Origin of the sequence: Arthrobacter glacialis (assembly GCF_002909445.1) — a bacterium.
Taxonomy (GTDB): domain Bacteria; phylum Actinomycetota; class Actinomycetes; order Actinomycetales; family Micrococcaceae; genus Specibacter; species Specibacter glacialis.
Genome location: NZ_PPXC01000001.1, coordinates 84,726 through 99,919, shown reverse-complemented (window position 1 = coordinate 99,919; position 15,194 = coordinate 84,726). Strand labels below are relative to the sequence as shown.

10 protein-coding genes are annotated in these 15,194 nt (G+C 62.6%); 7 read left to right on the top strand and 3 right to left on the bottom strand.

Annotated elements, in window-relative coordinates; all coding sequences use genetic code 11:
- Positions 1-41 precede the first annotated feature (41 nt).
- From trmB to CVS27_RS00410, 7 genes are all read left to right on the top strand, one after another.
- On the top strand, positions 42-974 hold the full coding sequence (trmB, locus tag CVS27_RS00440; RefSeq protein ID WP_103463778.1) for a tRNA (guanosine(46)-N7)-methyltransferase TrmB: 933 nt from the start codon (positions 42-44) through the stop codon (positions 972-974).
- A gap of 255 nt (positions 975-1,229) precedes the next feature.
- The gene (locus tag CVS27_RS00435; RefSeq protein ID WP_207767416.1) at positions 1,230-4,943 is read left to right on the top strand and encodes a nitrate reductase subunit alpha; all 3,714 of its coding nucleotides are present in this window, start codon (positions 1,230-1,232) and stop codon (positions 4,941-4,943) included.
- Complete coding sequence (narH, locus tag CVS27_RS00430; RefSeq protein ID WP_103463777.1) at positions 4,943-6,658, top strand: nitrate reductase subunit beta; 1,716 nt, start codon at positions 4,943-4,945, stop codon at positions 6,656-6,658. Before CVS27_RS00435 ends, narH begins: the two co-directional genes overlap by 1 nt.
- On the top strand, positions 6,655-7,287 hold the full coding sequence (gene narJ / locus CVS27_RS00425) for a nitrate reductase molybdenum cofactor assembly chaperone (protein ID WP_103463776.1): 633 nt from the start codon (positions 6,655-6,657) through the stop codon (positions 7,285-7,287). Before narH ends, narJ begins: the two co-directional genes overlap by 4 nt.
- 3 nt (positions 7,288-7,290) lie before the next feature.
- A complete protein-coding gene (gene narI, locus CVS27_RS00420; RefSeq protein WP_103463775.1) occupies positions 7,291-8,037 on the top strand; it encodes a respiratory nitrate reductase subunit gamma in 747 nt (248 codons plus the stop codon).
- An 18-nt stretch (positions 8,038-8,055) separates the two neighbouring features.
- Positions 8,056-9,285 carry an MFS transporter gene (locus CVS27_RS00415; protein ID WP_103463774.1) on the top strand — a complete coding sequence of 410 codons (1,230 nt, stop codon included), beginning with the start codon at positions 8,056-8,058 and terminating at the stop codon, positions 9,283-9,285.
- Between the two features lie 234 nt (positions 9,286-9,519).
- Complete coding sequence (locus tag CVS27_RS00410; RefSeq protein WP_442319963.1) at positions 9,520-12,897, top strand: DEAD/DEAH box helicase; 3,378 nt, start codon at positions 9,520-9,522, stop codon at positions 12,895-12,897.
- A 146-nt stretch (positions 12,898-13,043) separates the two neighbouring features.
- Here CVS27_RS00410 and CVS27_RS00405 read toward each other — a convergent pair whose 3' ends face one another.
- The 3 genes from CVS27_RS00405 to CVS27_RS00395 all read right to left on the bottom strand — a co-directional run bounded on the left by CVS27_RS00405 (position 13,044) and on the right by CVS27_RS00395 (position 15,192).
- Positions 13,044-13,484: a heat shock protein transcriptional repressor HspR gene (locus tag CVS27_RS00405; protein ID WP_103463772.1), complete on the bottom strand. Its 441-nt coding sequence runs from the start codon at positions 13,482-13,484 to the stop codon at positions 13,044-13,046.
- A 48-nt stretch (positions 13,485-13,532) separates the two neighbouring features.
- Complete coding sequence (locus CVS27_RS00400) at positions 13,533-14,525, bottom strand: DnaJ C-terminal domain-containing protein (protein WP_103463771.1); 993 nt, start codon at positions 14,523-14,525, stop codon at positions 13,533-13,535.
- A 97-nt stretch (positions 14,526-14,622) separates the two neighbouring features.
- On the bottom strand, positions 14,623-15,192 hold the full coding sequence (locus tag CVS27_RS00395) for a nucleotide exchange factor GrpE (protein ID WP_103463770.1): 570 nt from the start codon (positions 15,190-15,192) through the stop codon (positions 14,623-14,625).
- Positions 15,193-15,194: the final 2 nt, after the last annotated feature.

Here is a 15,194-nt window from a genome sequence, read left to right as displayed (position 1 = left end):
TAAGGGCCAGCCTTCAGAAGAAGCCCGGTACCCTTAAAGGGATGAGTGAAACCCCAGCTTCCGTCCCCGAATCCCCCGCAACAGCGACTGACGCGCCCGCAACTGCGCCCGCAGATCAGCGTGCGCCGCGTTCGCAGGACGGAACAGCGCGCCCCGTCACCCCGGGCAGCCAGGCTGCGGAGGGGACCTACCGCGCCCAGCCGGTGTCTTTTGTGCGCCGCGGCACGCGTTTGCAGGGACGGCGCCAGCAGGCCTGGGACGATCACTCCGACACCCTCGCAGTGGACGTTCCCCGCCACATTGCCGACACCTCGGTTCACCCCGAGTACGTTTTCGACGCCGAGGCGGAGTTCGGCCGCACGGCCCCCCTGGTCGTGGAGATTGGTTCAGGTCTGGGAGATGCCGTGGTCCACGCCGCCATGGAAAACCCCGACAAGGACTTCCTCGCCGTCGAGGTGTACACGCCCGGCCTGGCGCAGACCATCCAAAAGATCGTGGCCAAGCAGCTGACCAATGTCCGCGTGGTGCAGGCCAACGCGCCGGAGGTCCTGAGCACCATGCTCCCGCCCGGTTCCGTCAGCCAAGTCTGGGTGTTTTTCCCGGACCCCTGGCACAAGTCCAAGCACAATAAGCGCCGCATGGTGAAGGACACCTTCGCCCCTCTGGTTGCCCGCGTACTGGTCCCCGGCGGAATCTGGCGCCTAGCCACCGACTGGTCCACCTACGCCGAGCAAATGCAGCAAGTGGGCCAGGCATCTACTGACTTCACCAACATGCACGACGGCGAGCGCACCGGAGCCGAGAGCCCCCTCACCGAGGCTCGGCTCAGCGGAGTCGACTGCGAGCAAAGTGAGGACCCCGACGCAGTGGGCGGTTGGGCTCCGCGCTTTGACGGCCGCATACTGACCAGTTTTGAGAACAAGGCCCACAAGGCTGGCCGGGTCATCTTTGACCTGGCCTTCCGCCGCAACTAGTCCCCTCGCCCTCCCTAACAACTGGCCCGCAGAAAACGGCGAAAATTCACGGATTTGACGTGTTTTTCGGCGTTTTCTGCGGGCTAGTTGCTTTAAAAACTGGGGCGCACGCTTCGTCATGTTGGCGCATACCCATGACACAAAAGTCACCACAAAAAACAAAAGTCGCATGATCATGGCAACAATTAGCACAGCACTTTGTCGACTAATCCAGTGACTGTAGTAAACCGCCCGAATGCCCCCTAGGGTGGGGCCATGACTGCTGAACCTTTTGTTGCTGGAGTCGATGGCCCGGCGTCGGACGCGATGTTGAAGCTGGGGCGTTTCTTCACCAAGTGGGATGTGAGCGATGATTCCCGCGCGGTTTTCCGGGAGGGCGGACGGGCCGGCGACATCTTTTATCGCGACAGGTGGAGTCATGACAAGGTGGTGCGGTCAACCCACGGCGTGAACTGCACGGGGTCGTGTTCTTGGAAGGTGTATGTCAAGGACGGCATCATCACCTGGGAATCCCAGCAGACCGACTACCCCAGCGTGGGCCCGGACAGCCCCGAGTATGAGCCCCGCGGCTGCCCCCGCGGCGCGGCGTTCTCCTGGTACACCTACTCCCCCACCAGGGTTCGCTTCCCCTACGCCCGCGGCGTGCTCGTGGAAATGTACCGCGAAGCTAAGGCCCGCCTCAAGGACCCCGTGCTGGCGTTTGCCGAAGTCGCTGCCGACCCAGAAAAACGCAAGCGGTATCAAAATGCCCGCGGCAAGGGCGGCCTGGTCCGTACTTCCTGGGCCGAGGCACTGGAAATAGCTGCCGCCGCGCACGTGAACACCATCAAGACGTACGGCCCGGACCGGGTGGCGGGCTTCTCCCCCATCCCGGCCATGTCCATTGTCAGCCACGCCATTGGCACCCGCTTTGTGCAGCTGATCGGCGGGGTCATGACCTCCTTTTATGACTGGTACGCGGATCTTCCCGTGGCCAGCCCTCAGGTCTTTGGTGACCAAACCGACGTCCCGGAGTCCGGCGACTGGTGGGATGCCACGTACCTGATGATGTGGGGCTCCAACGTCCCCGTCACCCGCACCCCCGACGCCCATTGGATGACTGAAGTGCGCTACCGCGGCACCAAGGTCATCGCTGTGAGCCCCGACTATGCGGACAACACCAAGTTCGCCGACGAATGGCTGCCTGCCGCGGCCGGCACCGACGCCGCCCTGGCCATGGGCATGGGCCACGTAATGCTCAAGGAATTTTTCGTGGACCGCCAGGTGCCGTTCTTCCAAAGCTATGTCCGCCAGTTCACCGACCTGCCGTTCCTCATCAGGCTGGTGAAGCGCGACGACGGGACGTACAGTCCCGGCAAATTCCTCACCGCCGCGCTGGTCCCCGGCCAGGAAAACCAGGAGGATGCCGCGTTCAAGACGATGCTCTTTGACCGGGTGAGCGGCAAGGCCATTGTCCCCAACGGCACCCTGGGGCACCGGTACTCCAAAACCGGCGAGGGCAAATGGAACCTTGATCTGGAGGGCATTGAACCGGCCCTAAGCATGGCCGAGGTGTCCAGCGAATCGTTGGAGATCCTGTTGCCCTGCTTTGAGGACCCCGAGGGTGCCGGCTCCATCCTCAAACGCGGGGTTCCCGTCAAGATGGTTGAGGGCCATCTTGTCACCACCGTGTATGACTTGATGCTGGCCCAGTACGGTGTGGGCCGGCCTGGCCTGCCGGGTGACTGGGCAAGCGACTACAACGACGCCTCCACCCCGTACACTCCCGCCTGGCAGGCAGAAATCACCTCAGTCCCCGCCCAGGCGTGCATCCGGATTGCCCGAGAATTTGCCCGCAATGCGGAACAGTCCAAGGGCCGTTCCATGATCATCATGGGCGCCGGCATTTGCCAGTGGTTCCACGGCGACACCACCTACCGGGCCATTTTGGCGCTGGTCATGCTCACTGGCTGCATGGGCCGCAACGGCGGCGGCTGGGCCCACTATGTGGGGCAGGAAAAGTGCCGCCCCATCACCGGCTGGGTGTCCCTGGCCAATGCCCTCGACTGGTCGCGCCCGCCGCGCACCATGATCGGCACCGGCTATTGGTACATGCACACTGACCAGTGGCGCCAGGACGGCTACTCCGCAGATGCCCTGAAGTCCCCACTGTCCACGGGCAGTTTGGATGGCATGCACACGGCCGACGCGCTGGCGCAGTCGGCACGACTGGGCTGGATGCCGTTTTATCCGCAGTTCGATGCGAACCCGCTGGATCTGGCAGACCAAGCCATCGCAGCGGTGGCGGCAGGTGAGGCGCCCGATGAGAAGACGTGGGTTGCGCAATCATTGCAGAACGGGACCATCAACCCGGCCATTGAGGATGTTGACGCACCGGAAAACTGGCCACGCACGCTGGTGCTGTGGCGTTCGAACCTGTTTGGTTCCTCGGCCAAGGGCAACGAGTACTTTCTGCGCAACCTGCTCGGCACCCACAACAACGTCATGGGCCAGGACAGCGAGGCATCACTCAAGCCCAAGGACGTGAAATGGCACGAGCAGGGCCCCGAGGGCAAGCTGGATTTCCTGGTCTCCGCCGACTTCCGCATGACCAGCACAACCCTGCTGTCCGACGTCGTTTTTCCCGCGGCAACCTGGTACGAGAAGCACGACCTCTCCTCCACCGACATGCACCCGTTTGTGCACGCCTTCACCCCGGCCATTGACCCGCCGTGGGAGACCAAGACTGACTTTGAGATGTTCCAACTGCTCGCCGAGGAATTTTCGCGCCAGGCAGTGCAGCACTTGGGCACCCGCAAGGATCTGGTCAGCGTCCCGCTCATCCACGACACCGTGGGGCAGATCGCCCAGCCAGGCGGGGTGGTTCGCGACTGGCGCGAGGACGGCATTGAGGGTGTCCCGGGACAGAACATGCCCAACTTCATGGTGGTGGAACGCGACTACACGGCCATCGCCAACAAGCTCACGGCTGTGGGCCCGCTGGCAGACAAACTGGGCTTCACCGTCAAGGACGTCAACTACAAACTCGACAAAGCGCTCACACACCTGGCCAAGGCGAACGGCGTCATGATGGGCGGTGCGGCGCACGGCCGCCCGGCCATCGACACGGACGCGAAACTGGCCGAGGCCATCTTGACGTTCTCCGGCACCACCAATGGCCAGCTGGCTGTCAGCGGCTTCAAAGAGCTGGAAAAGCGCACCGGCGTGAAGCTGGTGGATTTGGCCGAGGGCAGCGAGGAAAAGCATATTTCCTTCGCCATGACCCAGGCCGGGCCGGTTCCGGTGATCACCTCCCCGGAATGGTCCGGCTCGGAGACGGGCGGGCGGCGCTATTCACCGTTCACCATCAACATTGAGCGACTCAAACCCTTCCACACGCTCACGGGGCGCATGCATTTCTTCCTTGACCACGACTGGATCATCGACATTGGTGAGGCGCTGCCCATCTACCGGCCACCGCTGGACATGCACAAACTCTTTGGCGAACCCAAGCTGGGACCCACGGGCGAGCAGGAAATTGTGGTCCGCTACCTGACCCCGCACTCCAAATGGTCCATCCACTCCGAATACCAGGACAACCTGCTCATGCTCTCGCTCTCGCGTGGCGGCCCCACCGTGTGGATGAGCCCGCAGGATGCCAACTCAATCTGCGTCTTGGACAACGAATGGGTTGAGTGCGTGAACATGAACGGCGTGTTCGTGGGCAGGGCGGTGGTCAGCCACCGCATGCCGGCAGGTGTCGCCTACATTCACCACGCCCAGGAGCGCACCATCGACGTGCCCAAGTCGGAGGCCACGGGCCGGCGCGGCGGCATTCACAATTCGGTGACCCGGCTGCTCGTGAAACCCTCGCACCTGATTGGCGGCTACGCCCAGCTCACGTACGCGTTCAACTACCTTGGCCCCACGGGAAACCAGCGGGACAACGTTTCCACCATCCGCCGTCGCTCTCAGGAGGTGCAGTACTAATGCGTGTAATGGCTCAAATGGGCATGGTCATGAATCTGGACAAATGCATTGGCTGCCACACCTGCTCCGTCACCTGCAAGCAGGCCTGGACCAACCGGGCAGGCGTGGAGTACGTCTGGTTCAACAATGTGGAGACCCGCCCCGGGCAGGGCTATCCGCGCCGCTACGAGGACCAGGAAAAGTGGAAGGGCGGCTGGGAGCTGAACAAGCGCGGCCGCCTCAAACTCAAAGCCGGCGGGCGCGTGAAGAAACTGTTCGGGCTGTTCGCCAACCCCATCCAGCCCGAGCTCAAGGACTACTACGAGCCCTGGACCTACGACTACAAGACGCTGGTGGACGCACCCCTGGGCGATGATTTCCCCGTGGCCCGGCCCAAAAGTCTGATCACCGGCAAGGACACCAAAATCACCTGGAGCGCCAACTGGGATGACAATTTGGGCGGCACCACGGAGCTGGGCCATCTGGATCCCATCGTGGAGAAGGTGCGCCGCGAGTCCGAGGACAAAATCAAGTTTGAGTACGAGCAGACGTTCATGTTTTACCTGCCGCGCATTTGCGAGCACTGCCTAAACCCTTCCTGCATGGCTTCCTGCCCGTCCGGCGCCATCTACAAACGCGTTGAAGACGGCATTGTGCTGGTGGATCAGGACCAGTGCCGCGGCTGGCGCCAGTGCATGACGGGCTGCCCCTACAAGAAGATTTACTTCAACCACAAAACCGGCAAGGCCGAGAAGTGCACCTTCTGCTACCCGCGCATCGAGGTCGGTTTGCCTACCGTGTGCTCGGAAACCTGTGTGGGCCGGCTGCGGTATCTGGGGCTTTTCCTGTACGACGCCGACGCCGTCACCGCTGCCGCCTCGGTCACCGATCCCAAGGACCTGTACCAAGCGCAGATGGACGTGCTGCTTGACCCCAACGATCCTGACGTGATCAAGGCGGCCCGCGAGCAAGGAATACAGGAGGACTGGATTGAGGCGGCCCAAAAGTCGCCCGTGTATGCGCTGACCAAGGTGTACAAACTGGCCCTGCCGCTGCACCCCGAGTACCGGACCATGCCCATGGTTTGGTACATCCCGCCGCTTTCCCCCGTGGTTGATTTACTCCGCGATCAAGGGCACGACGCCGAAAACCAGGACGTGCTCTTCGGCGCCATTGACGCCCTGCGCATCCCCGTGGAGTACCTGGCCGAGCTGTTCACGGCCGGGGATACCGAACGTGTCACGGAGGTGCTGCGCAAGTTGGCGGCCATGCGCGCCTATATGCGCGGCATTTCCCTGGGCAATGACCCCGACGAGTCCATCCCGGCCAGTGTGGGCATGGACGGGGCCACCATGTATGAGATGTACCGGCTCATGGCCATCGCCAAATACAGCGAACGCTACGTGATCCCCAAGGCGCACGCCGAGCAGGCGCACGACCTTGAGGAGATGGGCTGTTCCTTGGACTTCGACGGCGGACCCGGCATGGGTGCCATGGGCAACTCACCCTTCGGCGAAGCCAGCGGGCGCCCCACACCTGTGGCCGTGGAAACGTTCAATGCACTCAAGGACCGGCAAAGCTCGGATTCCGTGGCGGGAGCTGACACGCTGCGCGGCCGGGTGAACCTGCTCAATTGGGACGGCAACGGCGCACCGCCCGGATTGTTCCCGCAAGATCACCCCACCGGGCCGGCCGTTGATGCCCGGGCGGATGCCCTTGACGGCGGTGGCTCATGAGCAGGCAGACCGGCAAACAAGACCAGGTTTCATTTCTGGCCGCCGCCTGGTGCCTGTCCTACCCCGATGCCGCACTGGTGGCCAGGGTGCCGCTTATGCGCGCCGCACTTGGCGAGTTTCCGGGCGCAAGCCAGCCGTTCGCCGTCGTGCTTGCCATGCTGGAGTCCACCGACTTGATGGAACTGCAAACCCAGTACGTCCAGGAGTTCGACTTGGGCAAGCGCCACGCCCTGCACCTTTCCTACTGGACGGACGGAGACACGCGCCGCCGCGGGGAAGTGTTGGGGGCGTTCAAGAAGGTGTACCGCGGCTCAGACACCCTGGTGGACACGCACGGGGAACTGCCGGACTACCTGCCCATGGTGCTGGAATATGCGGCCACGGTGGACATGGTCGCCGGCAAGGAGTTATTGCAGCAGTACCGGCCCAGCCTTGAACTGATCAAGTTTGGGCTGCTGCGGGACAATCTTCCCCACGCCGCCATGGTGCAGGCCGTGTGCAACTCCCTGCCCGGGGCTTCGCCCGCCGATGAACAAGCTGTCATGCGGATGGCCGGTTACGGCCCACCCACCGAGTCCGTGGGCCTGGACCCCTATGATCCGCGGCTGCTGCCCATGAAAGGTGCCTGAGCAATGGACATTTTCTTGTGGGGCGTCCTGCCCTACGTCATGGTGGTCATCCTGGTGGGCGGCAGCATCTGGCGCTACAAATACGATCAATTTGGTTGGACCACCCGGTCCTCCCAACTGTATGAATCCAGGCTGCTGCGGATTGGTTCCCCGCTGTTCCACTTTGGCTTGCTGGCCGTCATTGCCGGGCACTTCTTTGGCCTGGTCATCCCAAAATCGTGGACAGAAGCTGTGGGCATGACCGAAGACCTTTACCACTTCAACGCCTTGTTTGTGGGCTCCATTGCCGGGGTGGGGACCCTGGCCGGGATCGCATTGCTGATTTACCGCCGCCGCAAGACCGGTCCCGTGTTCATGGCCACCACCAAAAACGACAAACTCATGTATGTGGTGCTGCTGGCCGCCATTCTCTTCGGACTGTGGACCACCCTGGCCAGCGTGTTCTTTGACGAACACGGGGTGACGTATCGCGACACTGTCTCTCCCTGGTTCCGCTCACTGTTTATTTTCCAACCCGATGTTGGTGCCATGGCTGCCGCTCCGACGTCGTTCCACATTCACACGCTGGTGGGCATGCTGCTGTTCATGGTGTGGCCCTTCACGCGGCTGGTCCACGCCTTCACAGCACCCCTGCACTACTTGTTCCGGCCTTACATTGTGTACCGCTCCCGGGACAAGGGCGCCAGCGTTGCCAACCGTGACGGCTGGTCGGACGTGGGCACGCGAGACCGCGACACCCGGAACCGCTAACTGACAACAGGAGAGAGCATGGCACAGACCAAAGCAGCACCCGCACTGAAGGGCCAGGCGCTGAATCTGGCCCTCGCCACTGCCGCCTCCGTGGTGGGGTTTTGGGCCTGGAACGTGATTGCCACCCTCAGCTCGCACTATGCCAAAAACCTGGAGCTTTCCGCAGGGACCATGGGCATCCTGGTGGCCATGCCCATCTTTGTGGGCTCCCTGGGCCGCATTGTTGTGGGCATCATGACCGACAAATACGGCGGCCGGGCCCTCTTTACGTTTGTGCTGGTGGCCACCATCCCCACGGTGTTGTTGGTGGCCTTGGGCGGCGCCCTGAATTCCCTTGCCCTGGTGCTTGTTGCAGGCTTCCTGCTGGGTGTTGCGGGCACGGTGTTTGCCGTGGGCATTCCCTTCGTCAGCGCCTGGTACCCGCCGGCGCGGCGCGGATTTGCCACCGGCGTTTTTGGTGCAGGCATGGGAGGCACAGCACTGGCGGCGTTTCTCAACCCACGTTTAGTGAAGTCCATCGGCTACGTGCCAACCCACCTGGTGATCGCCGGGCTGCTGGCAGTCATGGCCGTGCTGGTGTGGTGTTTCATGAAGAACGCCCCCGGCTGGCAGCCCAGCACGGCGCCGGTGGTGCCCCGGCTCGTCGAGGCATCCAAGCTGGCCGTCACATGGAAGATGTGCTTCCTGTACGCCGTGGTCTTTGGCGGCTTCGTCTCCTTCGCCACCTACCTGCCCACGTATCTGCGCGACGTTTACGCTTTTGACCCGAGCGCTGCCGGCGCACGGACTGCCGGCTTTGCCCTTGCCGCAGTGATTGCCCGGCCCATTGGCGGAGCGTTGGCGGACAAGATTGGGTCCAAGCCTGTTGTGCTGGCATCCCTGGCGGGCGTTGCGGTCCTGGGCTTCCTCGTGGCACTGGAACCTGCCGCAGATGTTCAAGCCGGCCCCATTTTCATTGGCCTCGCGGCAGCACTTGGTTTGGGCACAGGCGGGGTGTTCGCCTGGGTTGGCGCGCTTTCCCCCGAGGGCAAGGTGGGGACCATCAGCGGCATTGTCAGTGCTGCCGGCGGTTTGGGCGGCTACTTCCCGCCGCTGATCATGGGCTGGACCTACAACCCCGACGCCGAGCATTACAAGTACGCCATTGGGCTATCCCTGCTGGTGGTCACGGCCATCGTGGCGTTGCTCTTCGCCTTGTTCCTCGTGAAAACACCCGCAAAGGAGGCCGCTGCTCACCCCACCACATAAAAACCTTATCCATCGAATGGAGGCGGCCAAGACCTGCATTGGGGGCAGTTCTTGGCCGCCGTGGTGTGCACAGGGCTTCTTGGGGTAATCGAGGGCCCCAATGCTGCGTAAGATTGATAGATGTGGTTCTTGGCCTTGGATCACACCCCAACCGACAGGTGGAAAAGTTCCGTGACGTACTCCGCCGCCGATTCACGTTTGCTAACGCGAGTCGCCGAGTTCACCGAGAATTCCATTGCCTCTGGCCGTGCCTACGCTGACGAGGACCGTGTCGCCGACATCGTCCTGGAACCAGCAACGGGTCTGCTCTCCGGCACGGTATTTGGCGCCCAGAAATACAAGACGACAGCCAAGCTTGTGCGCGAGCACGACGGCGTCATCGCGTGCCGTGTGGGCATCTGCAGCTGCCCCGTGCGGCAAAACTGCAAGCACGTTGTGGCGTTGATTGCCGCCGCCGAGGCGGAACAATCATTCACCGACTTCTTTGTTCCGGAGGAAGCCCCCCGCGAACCCACGTATCTTGAAACACTGCTGGCAAAGGCCAAGGGCGGCAAGTCTGCAGCTCCAGCCCCCGTTGAGGGCGGGGCGGAACTTGCGCCCGAATCGTGGGAAGCGGCGTTGTCTGCGTTGCTGCCGCCAACCACCGCAGCACCCAGCCCCGACACACCCGCCTTGGGCCTGCAATTTGAGCTTCACGTCCCGCCGCCGCGGTTCTCCTACCGCGGCCGCGGCAGCACCGTCCCCGCCGAAGCAGTGCTGAACGTTCGCCCCGTGGTGATGGGAACGCGCGGAAAGTGGGTCAAGTCAGGCGTCAGCTGGGCCACTCTGGGCTATCTGGCATACGGCGGCGTCCATGACAAGACCCAGCTGGAATGGCTCAGCGAGTTCCTGTCCTCGCACAGCCCCCGCCAATACAGCCACGGCAACGCAAGCGCCTGGCTGGCACTAAATGACTTTGCCGGCCGGAATTTGTGGCAGCTGCTGGCCAGCGCGCACAAAAACGGCGTGGCCTTAATCCAGTCAGGGACCGGCGATCCCATCCGGGTCAGCACCCTCGAGGCCACACTGTCCCTTGATGTGACCCGTCCGGAAGCCGGCGGTCTGGATGTTGGTCCGCTCATTGAAGTGGACGGTGTCCCCGTCACTCAAGAGGTCGTTGGCCGGATAGGCACCCCCGTCAGCGGGCTGTTTATCAGTGACCAAAGCGAGCCGGCACCCAGTTCGGGCAGCACATCGTTGGCGCGCAACGGCGTCGTGCGGGGAAACATCACCGTGGCACCCCTGCCGGCGGACACCTCCGCGCAGCTGCTCGATTTTGCGCTGCGCAAAGAGAACGTGCACGTTCCGGAGCTGGCGCGCGAGAAGTTCCTCACCCAGTTCTACCCGCAACTCAAGCAGGCGGCGGCCGTGGTCTCCGCGGACCACTCGGTGGAATTGCCGGCATATGTGGAGCCGACACTGTCCTTGTTGGCGGCGTACGGCACCGACCACACGGTGCGCCTGCACTGGGAGTGGCACTACCCCGTGGGCAGCCGCATCACATCGCTGCCGCTCTGGCCGGAGCTGGGCGAGGGTGCCGTGCGTGATGTCGGCGCCGAGGCAAGGCTCATCGCCAGTGTCGGGCAGCCGTGGGAAGAGATCACTGCCATGGGTGTGGCGGCCAACAATGCCTGGGGTGACCCCATTTTGGCGGCCTCCGCGCAATTGAACGGCCTTGACACCCTGGCGTTCACCGAAGTGGTTGCGCCGCTGATTGCCGAACTGCCCGGGGTCACGGTGGAAACCTCCGGAGACATTGCCAGCTACCGCGAGGTCACCGAGGCCCCCGTCGTCACCATTTCCACCAAGGCCACCGATGAGCGCGACTGGTTTGATCTGGGCATCGTCATCACCTTGGAGGGCCAGTACGTCTCCTTCGCCGCCGTGTTCTCGGCACTGGCCGCCGGGAACACCCGCATGCTGCTGCCCAGCGGCGCCTACTTCTCGCTGGACCGCCCGGAGCTGCACCAGCTGCGGGCACTGATTGAGGAAGCCCGCGGCCTGAACGACCATAAGGACGGCGAGCTGCGGATCAGCCGCTTCCAGGCCGGCCTGTGGGACGAGCTGGCCCAGCTGGGCATTGTTGATGAGCAGGCGCAGGCCTGGAGCAAGGCCATTTCTGGACTGCTCGACGGCGGTCCTCCCGTTGCGCTGCCGTCGCCACCGATGCTGAACGCCACCTTGCGTCCGTACCAGCTGGACGGTTTCAATTGGCTGCACTTCCTTTACAGCTTCGGTTTGGGCGGCGTGCTGGCCGATGACATGGGTTTGGGCAAGACCGTCCAGACACTGGCGCTGATGTGCCAGGTCAAGGCCGAAGACCCCGATTTGAACAAACCGTTCCTGGTGGTGGCACCCACCTCCGTGGTGGGCAACTGGGCCAGTGAAAGCCTAAAGTTCGCCCCTGGTTTGAAGGTGGTGACCGTCTCCGAGACCTTTGCCAAGAGCGGGTTGAACTCAGCCGAGTTCTTTGCAGGTGCTGACATCGTCATCACCTCCTACGCCTTGTTCCGCATCGATTTTGCCGAATACGGGATGCAGCCATTTGCCGGGTTGATCCTGGATGAGGCCCAGTTCGTCAAGAACCACCAGTCCAAGGCTTATCAATGTGCCCGCAAGATCAAGGCCCCGTTCAAGCTGGCCGTGACGGGTACCCCCATGGAAAACAACCTCATGGAGTTGTGGGCTCTGCTGTCCATCGTGGCCCCGGGTCTTTTCCCCAGCCCCAAACGCTTTGCCGAGTTTTACCAGCGACCCATTGAAAAGAACGCCGACTCCGAGCTGCTGAGCAAGCTGCGGGCCCGGGTCAAGCCGCTCATGCTGCGCCGCACCAAGGAAGCGGTCATTGCGGACCTTCCCGCCAAGCAGGAACAAATCCTTGAAGTGGAATTGAATCCTCGGCACCAGAAGATCTACCAAACACATCTGCAACGTGAACGCGCCAAAATCCTTGGCCTGCTGGAGGATGTGAACAAGAACAGGTTCACCATTTTCCAGTCCCTGACGCTGCTGCGCCAGCTCAGTTTGGATGTCTCCCTGGTGGATGAAACGCAGGCGGGCGTGCGCTCCTCCAAGCTGGATGTTTTGTTTGAGCAGCTGGAGGACGTGGTCAAGGAAGGCCACAGGGCGTTGATCTTCAGCCAGTTCACAGGTTTCCTGGGCAAGGTTCGCGACCGGCTGGTCGCCGAGGGCATCGACTTCACCTACCTGGACGGCAGCACCCGCAACAGGGCCGCCGTCGTGGATGAATTCAAGACCGGCACGGCGCCGCTGTTCCTCATCAGCCTCAAGGCCGGTGGCTTTGGTTTGAACCTGACCGAGGCCGACTATGTCTTCATCCTGGACCCGTGGTGGAACCCCGCCTCGGAGGCGCAGGCAGTGGACCGCACCCACCGCATTGGCCAGAAGAAGAACGTGATGGTGTACCGACTGGTTGCCAAGGACACCATCGAAGAAAAGGTTATGGCGCTCAAGGCCAAGAAGTCCCAGCTTTTCTCCGATGTGATGAGCGGGGACTCCTTGTCCAGCGGCGCGTTGACGGCCACGGACCTGGCCGGCCTGTTCCGCGACTAGTCCCCACGCCCTCCCCAGACTCGTACCTCGGCCGGGGCCCCTCGGGCGCGTGGGCCCAAAACAACTGACCCGCAGTAGTGGTCGAAAAAACGCGATTTCTCGACGTTTTTCGACCACTACTGCGGGTCAGTTTGTATTTGCAACTGTTAGCGCTGCGGGCGCCATACCACCATGGCCTGGCTGCGGGGGCGTGGACGCTGGCCGCGGGCCAGGGCAACAATGTCATCGCCGGTCAGGCCGGCAGCAAAAACGCGGCTATTGGCCCGAAGCGGGCCCGATTTCAGCGCCGCTGTGACAGTTTCCAGCTGCTCGCTGAGGTCAAGCACCTGGGACCGCAGCAACTCCACCTGGTTTTCCAGCTGCATGATCCGGCGAATGCCCTCAAGGGATACACCGGCCTGAGAGAGCCGTTGCACCTCACGGAGCATATCCACATCATGCTGAGAATAACGCCGCGCCCTGCCAGGGGCGCGGGTCGGCATCACAATGCCCAAACGGTCGTATTGGCGCAATGTTTGCGGGTGCATCTCCGCCAACTCCGCCGCCACGGAGATCACAAAGATGGGCGCGTACGGGTCAACATTCATGGTGATCTCCTTCCTAGCGACGTGGTTGGGCCCAAGCGGGGGTTGTTGCTACAGTCTGGCTTTGTCTTTCAACGCGGCCCGGGGGTCGCCGTCGGCCGTTGCCGCCGCATACGCGCGAACAGCCTCTTCGGCTTCCTTGTTGAGTTTCTGCGGCACGGCCACGTCAATGGTGACGAGCAGATCGCCGTCGCCCTTGGACGTTTTCACGCCGGCGCCCTTGACTCGCAAGGTCCGCCCGGAGGGGGTTCCGGCTGGAACGCGAACCCGGACTGTGTCCCCGGTCAAAGTTGGCACGCTGATGTCTGCACCCAACGCCGCTTCAGGGAACGTCACGGGGACGTGGATGCGGATGTTGTTGCCATCGCGGACAAAGAAATCGTGCGGTTTGACGTTGACGCTCACCATCAAGTCGCCCGGTCCCGCAGCGCCCGGCTGGCCCTTGCCCTTGACGCGGACCTTCTGGCCGTCCTTGATGCCAGCAGGAATCCGGACGTCAATGACCTCGCCGTTGGGTTCGCGCAGGGCAATCTTGGTGCCGTTGATGGAACCGCCAAAGGATATGGAGGTCGACGCCGTACGGTCCGCACCCTTGCTGGGAGGCGGGGGCTGGTATCCGCCAAAGCCTCCACCGCCGCCACCGAAGAGGTCCGCGAATTCCGGCGGAAGGCCGGAGCCATTAAAGCCTTGTGAACCGCCGCGCGGTGCACGTCCGCCGCGTCCGCCACCAAAAAGGTCGCCGAACACATCTTCAAAGCCTGCGTTCCCGCCGCCCTGGCCGGCTCCGCCTGCACTGAAACGGGCGCCTCCGCCCATGGCCCGGATGGCGTCGTACTGCTCGCGATCTTCCTTGCTGGAGAGCACCGAATACGCTTCGGAGACGTCCTTGAAAGTCTTCTCCGCAGTGGGGTCGCCGGAGTTGGTGTCCGGATGGTACTTCCGCGCCAACTTCCGGTATGCCTTCTTGATGTCGGCGTCCGATGCATCTTTGGCCACACCGAGAATTTTGTAGAAGTCCTTTTCTGCCCAGTCCTGACTTGCCAAGACGCCTCCTTTCTAAAAGTTTGTGGGGTGGTGCTGTGTATTGGGGCGGTCCCCGCGGCTGCTTTCAACCACGGGGACCGCCCCAACAACGAAGGTGCTATTCCGGTACTGCCACGATCACTTGGGCGGCGCGCAGGATACGCTCGCCGGACTTGTAACCGTTGCGCAGCACCTGGCTGACGGTGTCGATCTCAACCTCAGCTGAAGGCTGCTGAATGAGCGCCTCGTGCACTGTCGGGTCGAAAGCAACGCCTGTGGCGTCAATCTTTTCCAAACCGTACGTGGCCAAGGCTGCCTCCAGCTTGCTGGCAATCGCAGCAAACGGGCCGTCTACGATGTCGCCGTGGGCTCGCCCTGCATCAATGCCATCAAGGACAGGAAGCAGCGAGTTCAGCACACCGATGACTGCCATCTGTCCGGCAACTGCCCGGTCACGCTCAACGCGCTTGCGGTAGTTGACGTACTCGGCCTGCAGTCGAAGAAGGTCATTCTTCAACTCGGCAGCATCGTCGGCAGCTGCACCCTGGGCCACGGCGTCCTCGGCGGGAACCTCAACACCGTTGAGGATGTCTTCTGCCTGGGACAGTGCATCACCGTCGGCGGAACCGGCGGGATTGACCACGGGGTCGTTCTCCGGGACCTCTTCGGGGTTTACTGAGTCAGCCATGG